The following is a 17,148-nucleotide window of genomic DNA, read 5'->3' on the forward strand; positions in this document are numbered from 1 at the left end:
CGTTACTCCTTCACGGTCATCTGGCGCAGGCTGGGGCGGCGGGGAGCAGCGGATTCCTCCGACCAGGCGGCGAGCGCGGCCACCGTCGGCAGGTCGAAGATCTTGCGGATGGGTATCTCGATGCTCAGCTCGGCGCGGGCGCGGCTGATCAGCCGGGTGGCGAGCAGGGAGTGGCCGCCCAGCTCGAAGAAGCCGTCGTCGATGCCGACCCGGTCCACGCCGATCACCTCGGCGAACAGCTTGGCCAGGATCTCCTCGCGGGTGGTGCGCGGTGCCCGGTAGGGGGCGCCGGTGTACTCCGGTTCGGGCAGCACGGCCCGGTCCAGTTTGCCGTTGGGGGTGAGCGGGAGCCGGTCGAGGACCATGAAGGCGGAGGGCACCATGAAGTCCGGCAGGTGTCGTGCGACGAAGCCGTGCAGTTCCTTCGGCTCCAGGCCGGGGCGCTCGCCGGCCGGCGGGTGCTCGCCGGTGGTCGTGTGGTGGTCGCCGGTGGTGGTGTGGTCGCCGGCCGGCGTGTGGTCTCCGGTGGTCGCGGGCACGACGTAGGCGACGAGTTGCTTGCCGGTGGCGGCGCCGCGTCCGTCGCGGGCGATGACGGCGGCCTGGGCGACGGCGGGGTGCGCGGTGATCGCGGCCTCGACCTCGCCGGGCTCGACGCGGAAGCCGCGCACCTTGACCTGGGAGTCCGAGCGGCCCACGTACTCCAGCCGGCCCTCGCCGTTGAAGCGGGCCAGGTCTCCGGTGCGGTACATGCGGGTGCCGTGCGGGCCGAACGGGTCGGCGACGAAACGCTCGGCGGTCAGTTCGGTGCGGCCGTGGTAGCCGCGGCCCACGCTCCCGCCGATGTACAGCTCGCCGACCGCGCCCGGCGGGACCGGGGTGAGGCCGGGGTCCAGGACGTAGGCGCGCATGTTGCCCAGCGGGGTGCCCACGGGTGCGCTGCCCGCCGGGTGCTGCGGGTCGCCCAGGACGGTGTGGGTGGTGGCGTAGAACGACTCGCTCTGCCCGTAGGCGTTGACGATCCGTACGCCCGGGAAGGCGGCCCGGGTCTTGTCGACGAGTGAGGAGGGCAGCGCCTCGCCGGCGAAGACGACCGTCTCCACGCTGGTGCGGCCGGCGATCTCCTCGACGAGTTCGGTGAAGGCGGACGGCACGGTGGAGATGACGCTGCCGCTCCAGCTCTCGCGCTCGCCCAGGACCAGGACGTCGCGGACCACGTCGAGGACGCCGCCGGTGGCGAGGGTCGTGAAGATCTCGAACGCCGAGACGTCGAAGTTGACGGAGGTGCCCGCGAGGAGCCGCTTGCCCGGCGCCATGCCGACGCGGGAGGCGAGCCGCAGCACGCCGTTGACCACGTTGGCGTGGGTGATGGCGACGCCCTTGGGCTGGCCCGTGGAGCCGGAGGTGTACATCACGTACGCCAGCTGCTGGGGGTGCAGGGGCAGGGCGAGGCGGGTGTCGTCGGCGGGCAGGTCGAGCGTGTCGAGCAGGACGTCCGGGGCGTCGTGCGCGGGCAGCACCGCGGCCGTCGCGCGGTCCGTCAGGACGAGCCGTGGCCGTGCCTCGTCGAAGATGAGCCCGAGGCGGTGGCTGGGGTACTTGGGGTCGACCGGCAGATAGGCGCCGCCCGCCTTCAGCACCGCGAGCAGGGCGATGACCAGGTCCGCCGAGCGCGGCAGGGACACCGCGACCACCGACTCCGGGCCCACCCCGCGGGCGGCCAGGGCGCGCGCCAGGCGGTTGGCCCGGGCGTCCACCTCGCGGTAGGTGAGGGTGGCGCCGCCGGCGATGACGGCGTTCTCGTCGGGGGTACGCGCCGTCTGTGCCTCGATCAGCGCGTGGAGGGTGACGTCCGCGGTCGCGACGGCGGTGTCGTTGAACCCGGTCAGCAGCCAGTCGCGTTCGGCCGGGTCCAGGACGTCGACCTGCGCGACCGTCAGTGCGGGGGTGGCGGCCAGCTGCCGCAGGACGCGCACCAGGCGGGCCGCGAACGCCTCCACGGTGTCGCGTTCGAAGGCGCCGCGCGCGTACTGGAAGGTGAGCTGGAGGTGCGGGTCGGCCGCCGCCATCAGGGTCAGCGGGTAGTTGGTGGCGGTGCAGGCGCGCAGGCCGCTGAAGGCGATCCCGTCCGCGGCGTCGGTGGCGGCGCTGAGGCCGTCGCGGTCGACCGGGTAGGACTCGAACACCACCAGCGTGTCGAACAGGGACGGCAGGCCGGCCGCCTGCTGGATCTGCGAGAGGCCGTAGGAGTGGTGGTCCAGCAGTACGGCCTGCCGGTTCTGCAGCCGGGTGAGGACCTCGGCGACGGTGTCGCCGGGCGCGTACTCGACACGTACGGGGAGGGTGTTGATGAACATCCCGACCATCGAGTCGACGTCGGGCACCGCGGGCGGGCGCCCGGAGACGGTGGCGCCGAACAGGACGTCCTGGCGGCCGGTGAGCCGGCCCAGCAGCAGCGCCCAGGCGCCCTGGACCAGGGTGTTGACGGTGACGCCCCATTCGGTGGCCCGCCGGGTCAGTTCGCGTGCCTCCTCGAGCGGCAGCGCGATGTCGATCTGCTCGACGCCCTCCTTGCCCACGCCCTCGAAGCCGGGGGCGAGCAGGGTGGCCTCCTCGACGCCGTCGAGTTCGGCCGCCCACACCCGGGCGGACTCCGCCTCGTCCTGCCCGGCGCGCCAGGACAGGAACTCGCCGAAGTCGCGGGTCGCGGGCAGGGCCGTCAGGTCGCCGCCGGAGGCGTACAGCAGCAGCAGGTCCCGCATCAGCAGCGGGGTGGACCAGCCGTCGAGCAGGACGTGGTGGGCGGTCATGACGAGTTCGGCGCGGCCGGGTTCCAGGACGACGAGTGCCAGCCTGAGCAGCGGCGGGGTGTCCATGGCGAAGTAGGCGGCCTGGTCCTGGGCGAGGAGGCGTTCGAACGTCTCGGTGCGCTCCGCCTCGCCGGCCGCGCTCAGGTCGAGGTACTGCCAGGGCAGTGCCACCGTCTCGGGCACCACCTGCACCACCTCGCCGTCGGCGCGGTCGACGAACGCGGCGCGCAGGACGGGGTAGCGCTCCAGGAGTGCCTGGGCGGCCCGGTGCATCCGCTCGGGGTCGACCTCGCCGGACAGGTGGAACGCCAGCTGCATGTGGTAGGCGTCGAACGAGGAGCCGGCCAGCTGGGTGTGGAAGAGCATCCCGGACTGCACCGGTGTCGTCGGCCACACCTGGGCGAGCCTGCCGAACCGGGCCTCCCAGGTGTCGATCTCGTCCTGCCCGACCTGGACCAGGGGTGCGTCGCTCGGGGTCAGGCCGCCGGCGTCGGGGGTCGTGGCGTGCCGGGCCAGGGCGGTCAGCGCCTGCACCCACAGCGCGGCCAGTTCGCTGACCTCGTCGCGGGTCAGGACACCGGTGGGGAAGCCGAAGTAGGCGGTCAGTTCGTCGCCGCGGCCGGTGGCGACGGCCACCGCGTTGATCTCCAGCGCCGACAGCACCGGCATGTCCGGGTCGGGGGCGGCGATCAGGTCGCGGTGTGTGGTGTCGGGGGCGAAGCCCAGGCCGCGCAGGTCCTCGGGGATGTCCGCGCGGGAGGCGCGGCCCAGGTAGTTGAACCCGATCTGCGGCTGGGGGTGTGCGGCCAGGGCGGCGGCGGTCTGCGGGTTGAGGTGGCGCAGCAGGCCGTAGCCCATGCCGTGGTCGGGTATCGCCCGCAGTTGTTCCTTGACGGCCTTGACGGCCCGTCCGGCGGCCGGGCCGCCGGCGAAGGCGTCCGCCACGTCGATGCCCGCCGTCTCCAGCCGGAGCGGGAACATCGCGGTGAACCAGCCGAGGGTGCCCGACAGGTCCGCGCCGGGTACCAGGTGTTCTTCGCGGCCGTGTCCTTCCAGCCGCACCAGCGTCGAGGTCGCGCGCACGCCCCGCGTCCGGCGCCAGCGGGTCAGCGCCAGGGCCAGGGCGGCCAGCAGTCCGTCGTCGGCGCCGCCGCGGAAGAGCGCGGGCAGTGTGGTGAGCAGGGTCTGTGTGACGTCGGCCGGCACCTGGACGCGCACCGTGTCCACGGTGGCCGCGACATCGCGGGCGGGGTCCACCTCCCGGGCGCCGAGCACCGGTTCGTCGCCGCGCAGGATCTCCTGCCACACGGGCAGTTCCGCGATCCGCCCGGGGGTGGCGGCCTGGTCGGCCAGGGCGTGCGTCCAGCGCCGCAGTGAGGTGCCCGCGCCGGCCGGCTGCGGGGCAAGGCCCTCGCGTACGCGCTGCCAGGCGGACACCAGGTCCGGTACCAGGATCCGCCACGACACCCCGTCGACGACCAGGTGGTGCAGCACGATCAGCAGCCGGTCCGCTTCGGTGGCGCTGGTGAGCCGTACGAACTGGGCCATGACGCCCGCGTCCGGGTCCAGCCGGCCGGCGGCCGCGTCCAGTTCGGCCTGCACCTCGGCGGCGTCGTAGGGGACTTCGCGTAGGAGTGTGCTCGCGTCGAGGTGGCCGGGCGGTTGCATCCGCAGGCCCGGCGTCTCCCGCTCGAGCCGGGAGCGCAGCACGTCGTGCCGGTCCAGCACGGCCTGCACCGTCGCGAGCAGCCCGGTTCGGTCGATGTCCGCGGGCAGGGTCAGCAGCGCGGACATGCAGAACCGGCCGATGCCGCCGCCCAGGGCGAGGACGTGCGCCGCCGTCGGCGGCAGCGGGGCCCGGCCGACGCCGCCGCCGGGCAGTTCGGCCAGGCTGACGCGCTCCTCTTCGCGGCGGCCGTCGACGAGTTCGGCGAGCCGGGCGACCGTGCGGTGCTCGAAGACCTCCCGGGTGCTGACCACGACGCCGCGTGTCCTGGCCCGCGCGACGACCTGGATGGAACGGATGCTGTCGCCGCCGCTGGTGAAGAAGTCGTCGTCGATGCCGACCTGTCCGGCGTCCAGGACGTCGGCGTACACCTCGGCCAGGACCCGTTCGGCGTCGCTGCGCGGCGCCCGGTAGCGGGCGCCGGTGAAGGCGGGTTCGGGCAGGGCCGCACGGTCCAGTTTTCCGTTCGCGCTCAGCGGCAGCCGCTCCAGGACCACGAACAGGGCGGGCACCATGTAGTCCGGCAGCCGTTCGGCCATGAACCGCCGCAGCTGCGACGCCGACACGCCGGCGTCCGGGCCGGCGGGGTCCGCGGTGGCCGCCGGCACCACATGGGCGACGAGCCGGCTGCTGCCGGCGGGGTCCTCGCACACCGTGACCACCGCCTGGCCGATGGCGGGATGGCGGGCCAGGACGGTCTCGATCTCGGTCGGCTCGATGCGGATGCCGTTCACCTTGACCTGGGTGTCGGCGCGTCCGGCGTAGGTCAGTTGGCCGTGCTCGTCCCAGCGGGCCAGGTCGCCGGTGCGGTACATGCGGGCGCCGGGAGGGCCGAACGGGTCGGCGACGAAGCGCTGTGCGCAGGCCGCGCCGTTTCGGTGATAGCCGCGGGCGAGCAGGCCGCCGACGTACAGTTCGCCGCTCACGCCGGGCGGGAGCGGGGTCAGCTGCGGTCCCAGGACGTAGGCGCGCATGCCCGCCAGGGGCCGGCCGACCGGGATCGCGCCGGTCGCGGCCGGCTGCTGCTGCTGCTGCTGCTGCTGCTGGAGGGTGTAGGTGGAGGCGTAGAAGCTCTCGGTCTGTCCGTAGGCGTTGACGATGCGGACGTCGGGCAGGGCGTGGCGCACCTTGGCGACCAGGTCGGCGGTGAGTGCCTCGCCGGCGAAGACGACGGTTTCCACGTCGAGTTCGAGGCCGGCGGGGGTGCCGGTGCCGATCTGGTCGAGCAGGGCGCCGAACACGGTGGGCACGGCGCTGACGGTGGTGCCCGACCAGCTGCCGCGTTCGGCGAGTTCGAGGACGTCACGGACGATTTCGACGCTCGCTCCGCAGGTGAGCGCGGTGAATATCTCGAACACGGACACGTCGAAGTTCACCGAGGTCGCGGCGAGCATCCGGGAGCCGGGCCCGACCTGTGCCGTGCGGCGCAGGTCCTGGACGCCGTTGACGACGCCGGCCTGGGTGACGGCGACGGCCTTGGGGGTTCCGGTCGAGCCGGACGTGAACATCACGTAGGCGAGGTGGTTCGGCCCGGTGCGCGGATCGGGGGCCGGGCGGGCGGGGCCGGTGAGGCTGAGGTCGTCCAGGTGCAGCAGCGGCGGCCGGGCGGCGGCCACACGCGCCGCCGTCGCGTAGTCGGTCAGGACCAGGGCCGGGTCGGCGGCGTCGAGCAGGAGTCCGACGCGGGCGGCCGGGTAGTGGGGGTCGACGGGCAGGTAGGCGCCGCCGGCCTTGAGCACGCCCAGCAGGGCGACCACCAGGTCCGCGCCGCGCGGCAGCGCCACGGCGACCAGGACGTCGGGTCCGACGCCGCGCTCGCGCAGCACCGCGGCCAGCCGGCCGGCGCGGGCGTCCAGTTCGCGGTACGACAGGGTGCTCTGCGCGCACACCACCGCCGGGGCGTCGGGGGTGGCCGCCGTCTGGGCGGCGATCAGCTGTGCCAGCGTCGAGGCCGGCGGCGGTGTGGCCGTGGCGTTCGGCTGTGCCAGCTGCTCGCGTTCGGCGCCGGTGAGCACGTCCACCGCGCCGAGGCGTGTCGTGGAGTCGGCGACGACCTGGCGCAGCACGCGGACGTAGCGTTCGGTCAGGGACTGGGCCGTGGTGTGGTCGAAGAGTTCCCTGGCGTACTCCAGCCGCCCGTAGGCGCCGCCGGAGGGGGCCGGGACGATGTTGAAGAACAGGTCGAACTTCGCGGTGCCGGTGCCCGCCGGGACGGGGGTGATGTGCAGGCCCGGTATCTCGATCGGCGACCACGGGAACTGCCAGGCCAGCATCACCTGGAACAGCGGCTGGTAGGCGGTGGTGCGGTCCGGGCTGAGCAGCTCCACCAGCCGCTCGAAGGGCACGTCCTGGTTGTCGTAGGCGGCCAGGGCCCGTTCGCGTACCTGCTCCAGCAGGTCGCCGAACGAGGGGTTCTTCGACAGGTCGACGCGCAGCACCCAGGTGTTGGCGAAGAAGCCGATCAGGTCGTCGAGCTGCTCGTCGGCGCGGCCCTCGATGGGGCTGCCGATCGTCAGGTCGTTGCCGGCGCCGAGGTGGTGCAGGAGTACCGCGAGCACGGCCTGGGCGACCATCGGGGCCGTCGCGCCGTGCTCGGCGGCCAGTTTCCCGATCCCGGCGAGCAGCTGGGCGTCCAGTGCGAAGTCGACGTGGCCGCCGTCGTGGCCGGCCGCGGTCGGCCGCGGCCGGTCCAGCGGCAGCTGCACCGGCTGCGGTACGCCGGCCAGTTCGCGCTGCCAGTACTCCAGTTGCGCCGCGGCGATGCTCTGCGGGTCGTCCTCGTCGCCGAGCACCTCGCGCTGCCACAGCGTGTAGTCCTTGTACTGCACCGCGAGCGCGCTCCACTGCGGTGCGCCGCCCTGGCTCCGGGCCGCGTACGCGGACAGCAGGTCCCGCAAGAACGGTGCCATCGACGCGCCGTCCGCGGCGATGTGGTGGAACACGAACACCAGCACGTGCTCCTGCGCTGCGACACGCAGGACGGTGGTGCGCAGGGGGAGTTGCGTGTCCAGGTCGAAGCCCTCGCAGGCGGCCTGCTGGATCGCGGCGTCCACGGCGTGGGCGGCGACGTCGGCCACCCGGAAGGGGACGGATGCCTCCTGCGGGGGCAGGATCCGCTGCTGCGGGTGGCCGTCCGCGTCCTCGACGACGAGGGTGCGCAGGCTCTCGTGCCGGGTGACGACGTCCGTCACCGCCGCGGCCAGGGCCGCCGTGTCCAGCGGTCCCTGAAGACGCAGCACGAACGGGATGTTGTAGGTCGCGGACGGGCCTTGCAGGCGGTGGAGGAACCACAGCCGGCGCTGGGCGAAGGACAACGGGATCATCGACGCACTCCTACACGTTCATCGGGCGCAGCTGGGGGCGGTTCGACGTGGCCAGCTTCTCGATCCGGGCCGCGAGCTGGGCGACGGTCGGACTGCGGAACACGGTGGTGACCTTCACGTCGACGTCGAGCTCGTTGCGGATGCGGCCGATCAGCCGGGTGGCCAGCAGCGAATGCCCGCCGTGGTCGAAGAAGTCGATGTCGATGCCGACGTCCTCGACGCCGAGCAGCTCGGCGAACAGCCGGCACAGGACTTCCTCCTGGTGGTTGCGCGGTCCTCGTCCGGCCGTGGCCTCGGTGTGCTCGGGTGCGGGCAGCGCGCCCCGGTCGAGCTTTCCGCTGGGGGTCGTGGGCAGTTGCGGCAGCAGCACGATCGCGGAGGGGACCATGTACTGCGGCAGGCGTGTGCGCAGCGACTCGCTCAGGGCCGCCGGGTCCGGTGCGGCCGCCTCGGCGGTGCCGCTGCCCGCCACCACGTAGGCGACCAGCCGCTGGTCGCCCGTGTGGTCCTCGCGCACCACGGCCACCGCGCTGTCGACCTGCGGGTGCGCGGTCAGCGCCTGCTCGATCTCCCCCAGCTCGATGCGGAACCCGCGGACCTTGACCTGGAAGTCGGAGCGGCCGATGTACTCGACCTGGCCGTCCCTGTTCCAGCGCACCACGTCGCCGGTGCGGTACATCCGCGTCCCCGGCGCGCCGAAGGGGCAGGCGACGAAGCGGTTCGCGGTCAGGGCCGTCTGTCCGAGGTAGCCCCTGGCCAGCCCGTCGCCGGCGAGGTACAGCTCGCCGGCGACGCCGGGGGCGACCGGGCGCAGCGCGCTGTCCAGCACGTACACCTGGGTGTTCCACACCGGGGCGCCGATCGGCACCCGGTCCGCGCCCGGCTTGTGCTGCCAGGCGGTGACCTCCACCGACGCCTCGGTGGGCCCGTAGAGGTTGTGCACGCCGCAGCCGGGCAGCACCTCGGCGGCCCGGTCGGCCAGCGCGGGTGCGAAGGCCTCGCCCGCGACCTCGATCCAGCGCAGGCTGGTGCACTCCTTGGCGGTGGGTTCGGCGACGAACGCCTCCAGCAGGGAGGGCACGAAGTCCGCGCCGGTGACCCGCTCGCGCTGGATCAGGTCGGCGAGGTAGGCCGGATCGCGCCGGCCGTCGGGGCGGGCGATGACGACGGCGGCACCCGTCTGCAGCGGCGCGAACAGTTCCGGCACCGACACGTCGAAGCTCGCCGTGGTGCTCAGCAGCACCCGGTCCTGGGCGCCGACGGCGAAGTGCGCCAGGCCCCACTTCAGCCGGTTCATGATCGAGCGGTGGGCGACCTGCACGCCCTTGGGGCCGCCGGTGGAACCGGAGGTGTAGATGACGTACGCGGCGTTCTCGGGCGACAGTTCGCGCCGCGGGTCGGTCTGCGGATAGCCGGACACCTCGGGCAGTGTCCCGTCGAGGACGAGCAGCGGTTTCGCGCTGTCCAGCACGTGCCGCACCCGCTCCTGGGGCAGTTCGGTGTCCACCGGCAGATAGGCGGCGCCGGCCTTGACCACCGCGTACAGCGCCACCATCAGGTCGACCGAGCGCGGGATGCGCACCGCGACCAGCTGCTCGGGGCCCGCGCCCTGTTCGGCCAGCCAGTGCGCCAGCTGGTTGGCGCGCCGGTTGAACTCCCCGTAGGTGAGCGTCTCCTGCTCGCCGATCAGTGCCGGCCGGTCGGGGTCACGTTCCACCTGGGCCTCGAACGCGCCCGGCAGGGTGTCCGCGGCCACCGGGCGGGCCGTGTCGTTGACTTCGCGCACCAGCCAGTCGCGCTCCTGGTCGGACAGCACCTCCATGGCGCGCACGGGTGTGGTGGGGTCCTGGAGCACCTGTTCCAGCACCCGCACCAGCCGGGCGGCGATCGCCTCGGCGGCGTCGCGGTCGTAGAGGTTGTTCTGGTAGTCGAGGGACAGGCGCAGGTAGGGGTCGGAGGCGTTGAGGGTGAGCGGGTAGTGCGAGCCCGCGAACGGCCGGATGCCGTCGATGGTGAAGCCGGCCGAGGTGTTGGCCTCGACGATGCCCTCGCGGTCGATCGGGTAGTTCTCGAACACGACGATCGTGTCGAACAGGGCGGGCAGCCCGACGCCGCGCTGGATGTCGGCCAGCCCGTAGTAGTGGTGGTCGAGCAGGGCGATCTGCCGGTCCTGCAGTGCGGTGATGACGTCGGCGACGCTGTCCTGGGGCCGGCACCACACCCTGGTCGGCAGGGTGTTGATGAACAGGCCGACCATCTCCTCGGCGCCGGTCAGGTCCGCGGGGCGGCCGTTGACGGCGGCGCCGAACACCACGTCCTGCTGCCCGGTCAGCTTCGACAGCAGGATCGCCCACGCGCCCTGCAGGAGCGTGTTCAGGGTGACGCCGAGTTGTGCGGCGCGCCGGGCGAGTTCGCGGCCCTGGTCGATCGACAGCGGTACCTCGACCCGGCCGAGGGCGGACGCCTCCCCCGTGCGGGGGGTGTCCGGGGCCATGAGGGTGGGCTGGTCGAATCCGGCGAGCTCGGCCTTCCAGCGGGCGGCCGACACCTCCCGGTCCTGCGCGGACAGCCAGGCCAGGTAGTCGCCGTAGCTGCGGACCGCGGCGAGCTCGCGGCCGGCGCAGTACAGCTGGACCAGGTCCTTGATCACCAGCGGTGACGACCAGCCGTCGAAGAGGGTGTGATGCGCGGTGATGACGAGTTTCGCCTGCTGCGGCCCGCAGGTCAGCAGAGCCAGCCGCAGCAGCGGCGGCCGGGTGGGGTCGAGCTGGTCGGCGCGGTCCTCGGCGAGGGCTGCCTCCAGTGCCGCGTCCTGTGCGGCTTCGCCGCGGCCGCTGAGGTCGAGGTGGCGCCAGGGCAGGGCGACGTGTTCCGCCACGACCTGCACCGGGTCGCCGCCGTCCGCGGACAGGAACGCCGAGCGCAGGTTGGGATACCGCTCGAGCAGCGCCTGGCCGGCCGCCCGCATGCGTGCCGGGTCCACGTGCCCGGACAGGTGCAGCACGAACTGCATGTGGTAGACGTCGAAGGAGCCGTCGGCCAGCGCCGCCTGGAACTGGATGCCGGACTGCCCCGGCGCCTGCGGCCAGATCGCGGTCAGCGGGCCGTAGCGCTGTTCCCAGGCCTCGATCTCGTCCTGGCGGACCGTCACCAGTGGCGCGTCCGACGGGGTGAGGCCGCCGATCTGCGGGCGGGCGGCGTGCGCGGCCATGCCGTGCAGCACCTGCACCCACAGCGCGGCCAGTTCACCGGTCTGCTCGCGGGAGAGCACCCCGGTGGGGAACATGAACACGGCCTGCAGCCGGGCGCCGTCGGCGCTGTCCGTGACGACCGAGTTGACCTCCAGCGCGGACAGCGCGGGCAGGTCCGGGTCGGGCGCGGGGATCAGCTCGGCGGACCAGGGCGCCGGCCCCCACCCCTGGGCGCGCAGGTGTTCGGGCACGTCGGTGTCGGAGATCCGGCCGAGGTAGTTGAACCCGATCTGCGGTGCCGGGTATTCGGCGAGCTGCCCGGCGCTCTCCGGGTTGAGGTAGCGCAGCAGTCCGTAGCCCATGCCCTTGTCCGGGATCTGCCGCAGCTGCTCCTTGACCCGTTTGATCGCCGTGCCGGCGGCGGGGCCGCCGGCCAGCACGTCGGCCAGGTCCGCCCCGGCCGCGTCGATGCGGGCCGGGTACATGCTGGTGAACCAGCCGACGGTGCGCGACAGGTCGGCGCCGGGCACGACGTCCTCCTCGCGGCCGTGCCCCTCCAGCCGGACCAGCATCGAGCGCTCCGTGCCGCGCCAGCGCTGGACGGCCAGGGCGAGCGCGGCGAGCAGCACGTCGGTGCCGGTGCTCTTGAACGCGGCGGGAAGCGTGCTCAGCACCGCCTCGGTGACCTCGGCGGGCAGCTGCACGCGCACGGTGTCGAGGGTGGACATCACATCCACCGCGGGGTCGAACGCCCGTCGGCCCAGCGGGGGGTCGAACGCTTCGAGCAGGTCGCGCCAGTAGGCCAGTTCCGTCTCCCGCCCCGGCGAGAGCGCCTCGCTGTGCAGCGCCGACGCCCAGCGTCGGGCCGAGGTGCCGACCGCGGGCAGCTCGGGCGTCCTGCCGCTGCTGATCTGCTGCCACGCCTCGGCGAGGTCCGACATGAGGATGCGCCAGGAGACGCCGTCGACGACCAGGTGGTGCAGCACCACGAGCAGCCGGCCCTGCCCCGACGGCGCGGCGAACCAGACGAAGTCCGCCATGGTGCCGGCCTGCGGGTCGAGCCGTCCGACCGCGTCGTCCAGTTCCGTCTTCGCCGCCGCCAGCGCGGTGGGCTCTTCCCAGCGGCCGTCGCAGTCGACCCGGCGGATCAGGTCCGCCGCGCGCACGGTGCCCGGCGGGCGCACGACGAGGCTGGGCTCGTCGCCGTCCACCAGCTGTGCGCGCAGCAGGTCGTGCCGGTCCAGGACGGCGTCCAGCGTCGTGGCCAGCCCGCTCGCGTCGATGCCCGCGGGCAGTTCCAGCACGAGCGACATGGCGAAGCGGTCCGTTCCCCCGCCGTGCTCGAACACCTGCCGTGCCACCGGCGGCAGCACCATCGTCCCGACGCCGCCGCTGTCGTCCTCGGCGAGTACGGGCAGCCGCTCGCGGCGGGCGCCGGCCGCCTCCGCCAGCCGGGCCGCCGTACGGCACTCGAAGATCTCCCGTGTGGTGACGTCCAGGCCGCGGGCCCGGGCCCGGGCCACCACCTGGATCGAGCGCAGGCTGTCGCCGCCCACCGCGAAGAAGTCGTCGTCGATGCCGACCCGCTCCACGCCGAGCACGTCGGCGTACACCGCGGTGACGATCGCCTCGGCGTCGGTGCGCGGCCCGCGGTAGGCCTCGCCGGAGAACTCCGGTTCGGGCAGCGCCGAGCGGTCCAGCTTGCCGGTGGGCCCCAGCGGCAGCCGGCCCAGCGCCACGAACGCGGAGGGCACCATGTAGTCGGGCAGCCGCGCCGCGACGAACCGGCGCAGCTCGGCGGCCGAGGCCCCGGACTGCACGTCCACATCGCCGATACCGCCGGCGCCGTCGTCGCCGACGCCTCCCTCGCCGGTGTGCACCACGTACGCGACGAGCCGCCGGCCGCCCGAGGGCGCCTCCCGGCTGATCACGACGGCCTCGCTGATCCCGGGGTGCGCCGTGCACGCCGCTTCGACCTCGGCCGTCTCGATGCGGAAGCCGCGCACCTTCACCTGGCCGTCGCCGCGGCCCACGCATTCCAGCCGGCCGTCGGCGTTCCAGCGGGCCAGATCGCCCGTGCGGTACATCCGCTCGCCCGCCGGGCCGAACGGGCTCGCCACGAACCGCTCGGCGCTCAGGGCCGGCCGGTCGTGGTAGCCGCGGCCCAGGCAGGTGCCCACCACGTACAGTTCACCGATCACGCCCTGCGGCACCGGGGCGAGTCCCGGGCCCAGCACATAGGCGCGCATGTTCCCCAGCGGCGTGCCGATGGGTGCGACGTCGCTGCCGGTCCACGGCCGGCCGGCCGGCAGGCTGAACGTGGTGGCGTAGAAACTCTCGCTCTGCCCGTAGGAGTTGACGATCTGCGCGCCGGGCAGCGCCTCGCGTACCCGGCGCACCAGCCGGGCCGGCAGCACATCGCCCGCGAACACGACCGTGCGCACGTCGCTCGTCTTGTCGAGGTGGCCCACCAGTTCCCCGAGCACCGAGGGGACCGCGCTGATCACGTGGCCGTCCCAGTTGTCCCGCTCCCCCAGCACCAGCGCGTTCGCCACCACCTCGGCCGTGCCGCCGGTGGACAGGGTGCTCAGCAGCTCGAAGACGGAGACGTCGAAGTTCACCGAGGTGGCGGCCAGCATCCGCCAGCCGGGCGGCGCGTCCAGGACGCGCACCAGTTCGCGCACCCCGTTGACGACGCTGCGGTGGGTGATCGCCGCGCCCTTCGGCGTGCCGGTGGAGCCGGAGGTGTACATCACGTACGCCAGGTTGTCCGGGCTCAGCGGCGCCGTGCGGGCCGCGTCGTCCGGCGTCCCGCGCGGTGTCCGCCACTGCGCACGCTCATCGAGGTTGACCGGCGACAGGCCGTGCTGCGGCAGGTCCTGCCATGTGCGGGTGTCGGTGAGCGCGAACCGCGCGGACGCCTCCGACAGCACTCTGTGCGCCCGCCCGCTGAGGTACTGCGGGTCCATCGGCAGGTAGCCGGCACCGGACTTGAGGATCCCGAGCAGGCCGGCCACCAGGTCCTCGGTGCGCGGCAGCGCCAGCACCACCAGATCCTCCGGCCCTGCGCCACGCCGGATCAGCTCCCACGCGATGCTGTCGGCCCGCTCGTCGAGCTCCCGGTAGGTCAGCGTCCGCCCCTCGCACACGACCGCCGGGGCCTCAGGTGTCCGGGCCACCTGGCTCTCGAACAGCTGCGGGACGGTCAGCTCGGACACCGCGGCCGGGTGGTCGTCGAACTCGGTGAGCAGACGTTCCCGTTCGGCCGTGTCCAGTACGTCGATCGCGCCGACGCTGCGTCCCGAGTCGGCCACCAGCCGGCGCAGCACCCGCACGAAGCGGTCCGCCAGCTTCTCGACGGTGTCCCGGTCGAACAGGTCGGTGGCGTACTCCAGCCGCACCCCCGCCCCGCCCGAGGCGTCCGGGATCATGTTGAAGAACAGGTCGAACTTGGCCGTCGCGGTCTCCAGCGTCTGCGACTCGACGTCCAGTCCGGCGAACTCCAGCTCCCCCAGCGGCTCCTGCCAGGCCAGCATCACCTGGAAGAACGGGTGGTAGGCGGTGGAGCGGTCCGGGTTGAGCCGCTCCACCAGCCGCTCGAAGGGCATGTCCTGGTTGTCGTAGGCGGCCAGAGCCCGCTCCCGCACCCGCTGCAGCAGTTGCAGGAAGGTCGGGTTCCCGGACAGGTCGACGCGCAGCACCCAGGTGTTGACGAAGAACCCGACGAGGTCGCGCAGTTCCTCGTCGGTGCGCCCCGCGATCGGCGCGCCCAGGGGGATGTCGTCCCCGCACCCGAGGTGGTGCAGGAGCACCGCCAGCGCCGACTGCATGACCATCGACACGGTGGTGTCCTGCTCGGCGGCCAGCTTCTGCACCGCCGCCAGCAGGCCGGCGTCGAGCGGGAACCGGACCAGGTCGCCGCGCGAGCTCATCACCCTCGGGCGCGGGCGGTCCGTCGGCAGCGCCAGCGGCTGCGCCAGATCGGCCAGCGCCTCACGCCAGTACGCCAGTTGCCCGGCCGCCAGGCTGTCCGGGTCCGACTCGTCACCGAGCACGTCCTGCTGCCACAGCGTGTAGTCCGCGTACTGCACCGGCAGCGGCTCCCACACCGGGGCCCCGCCCTGCCGGCGCGCCGCGTACGCCGCGCTGAGATCACGCAGCAGCGGCCCGAGGGACTCCCCGTCCAGCGCGATGTGGTGCACCACCAGCACCAGGGTGTGCTCGTGCGGTGCGGTGCGCACCAGGGTGGCGCGGATCGGCACGTCGGCGGCCAGGTCGAAGGTCTGCCTGGCCACCGCGTCGATGGCCGCCGCCCGCTCCTGCCGCCCGGCCTCGACGACCGGCAGCCCGAACGGCGTGTCCTGCGAGGTCAGCACCTGCTGGTGCGGGACACCGTCGCCGTCCTCGACGATCACCGTGCGCAGCACCTCGTGCCGGTCGATGACATCGCGCAGCGCCGCCTCGAGCGCGTCCACGGCCAGCTCACCGGTCAGCCGCAGGGCGAACGCGCCGTTGTAGGTCGGCGAGGGGCCTTCGAACCGGTCCACGAACCACAGCCGACGCTGCGCGAACGACAACGGGATCATTGAATTCTCCAATTCGGCAGAACCAGGGAGCGAGTCGTCGCTCAGCTCTGATCGAGCAGGGTCAGCAGTTCGTCGTTGTAGAAGTCGTCGATGGAGCACGCCCCCGACAGCGTCGAGAAGTACCGGTCGATCAGGTCCTGGTGTCCGACCAGCTTCCGCAGCATCTCGGCCCGTCCCTCGGGCTTGAGTTCGGCCACGTTGAGCGCGCCCTGGTAGTGGTTGAGGGCCTCGTCGCCCAGGTCGTTCTCGTAGCGCCTGAGTGCCGCCTTGAGCGCGGCGTCGTCGTGCAGCCGGCCTGCGATGTGGCCGGTGAGCGACTGGGCCTGGACGAAGGCCTCGGTGATGCCGCGGGCGGTGATGGAGTCCTTGTGGTTGACCGCGTCGCCGACCAGCGCCCAGCCGGGCCCGTAGGCCTTGCGGAAGTAGTTCTCCTGGTGCCCGGTGCCGTACAGCTGCTCCACCCGCCTGCCCGCCCGCATCCGCTCGTACAGTTCGGGCGCGGTGGTGCGGAAGGCGTCGAGGTAGGCGGGTTCCACGTCCTTGCGGACCTGGGCGAAATCCTCCTGCGGGAAGTAGGCCATGAGCAGGGTGAGGTCGTCGTTGGTGGGCAGGACGCCGATCCAGCGTCCGGGCCGCTCGTACAGCTCGAAGTGCGCGGGGACATCCGCCCAGTAGCTGTAGTAGGTGCAGGTCATCCGCGGGTGCTCGATGACGTTGGGGGCGCCGGCCTTGCGGGCCACCAGCGAGCGCATGCCGTCCGCGCCGACGACCAGGCGGGCGCGGTCCGTGGCCTCGGCGCCGCCGGGCGTCGTGTAGCGCACCCCGACGACCCGGTCGTCCTCGAACAGCAGGTCGTTGACGGCGCAGGACTCCCGGAACTCCACACCGGCCGCCACGGCGCCGTCCGCGAGGATCGGGTCGAGGACGTAGCGCCGGGGCGCGTACGTGGTGCGCAGGCCGTCGATCGGCAGGGAGAAGCCGTCGATGCGCACGCCGGGCGCCTCGTAGCTCTGGTGGCCGATGGGCCTGCAGCCCGCGTCGCGGAGCCTGTCGAGCAGCCCCCACCGGTTGAGCAGGGCCACGCCCTGCTGGTGGATGTAGTGCGAGGACAGGGTGTCCTGCGGGAACCGCGCTTTCTCCAGGAGCAGGACGCGATAACCCTGCTGCGCGAATAGCATGGCCGTCGGCGAACCCGCACAACGGGCACCTATGACAATCACGTCGTACATGGCGCCTCTCTTACCAGGTAGTTTTTTGACCCAACTCGGCCGCAACCGGAAAAGGCATTGTGATTGAGTGCGCTATCGACGCAGCGGGCCGAATCAACCGCTGCCGAGCACGAATGCGATGCTAGCCGATCCGAACTTGCGGGAGAAATAGAACCAGTGGGAGAAACGCACGTCGACGCCGTGTCGTGTGTGGGCCGCGCGGACCCACACCGCGGCGCCCGGCGGGTGTGACCCAGGTTGTATTTTTAACCCCAAATGGGGTCGGCGAGCCACGCAGAGGTGG

At 72.8% G+C, this 17,148-nt stretch carries 3 protein-coding genes; all 3 read right to left on the reverse strand.

The window, feature by feature from the left end:
• Nucleotides 1-2: 2 nt before the first annotated feature.
• The 3 genes from ACFV0T_RS25420 to ACFV0T_RS25430 are packed head-to-tail and all read right to left on the reverse strand — an operon-like array spanning nt 3 to nt 16,865.
• Nucleotides 3-7,859 (reverse strand): amino acid adenylation domain-containing protein, encoded by a 7,857-nt coding sequence (locus ACFV0T_RS25420; protein WP_385783364.1) that lies wholly within the window; start codon nt 7,857-7,859, stop codon nt 3-5.
• 10 nt (nt 7,860-7,869) lie between these two features.
• On the reverse strand, nt 7,870-15,636 hold the full coding sequence (locus ACFV0T_RS25425; protein WP_385783367.1) for an amino acid adenylation domain-containing protein: 7,767 nt from the start codon (nt 15,634-15,636) through the stop codon (nt 7,870-7,872).
• A 41-nt stretch (nt 15,637-15,677) separates the two neighbouring features.
• On the reverse strand, nt 15,678-16,865 hold the full coding sequence (locus tag ACFV0T_RS25430; protein ID WP_385783368.1) for an FAD-dependent monooxygenase: 1,188 nt from the start codon (nt 16,863-16,865) through the stop codon (nt 15,678-15,680).
• Nucleotides 16,866-17,148 lie beyond the last annotated feature (283 nt).

Source organism: Streptomyces sp. NPDC059582 (genome assembly GCF_042735715.1).
Classification (GTDB): Bacteria; Actinomycetota; Actinomycetes; order Streptomycetales; family Streptomycetaceae; genus Streptomyces.

Bases quoted from the DNA above. Each gene is read 5' to 3' on its own strand.
- ACFV0T_RS25420 (WP_385783364.1), bottom strand. From the start codon at position 7,859: ATGATCCCGTTGTCCTTCGCCCAGCGCCGGCTGTGGTTCCTCCACCGC.
- ACFV0T_RS25425 (WP_385783367.1), bottom strand. From the start codon at position 15,636: ATGATCCCGTTGTCGTTCGCGCAGCGTCGGCTGTGGTTCGTGGACCGG.
- ACFV0T_RS25430 (WP_385783368.1), bottom strand. From the start codon at position 16,865: ATGTACGACGTGATTGTCATAGGTGCCCGTTGTGCGGGTTCGCCGACG.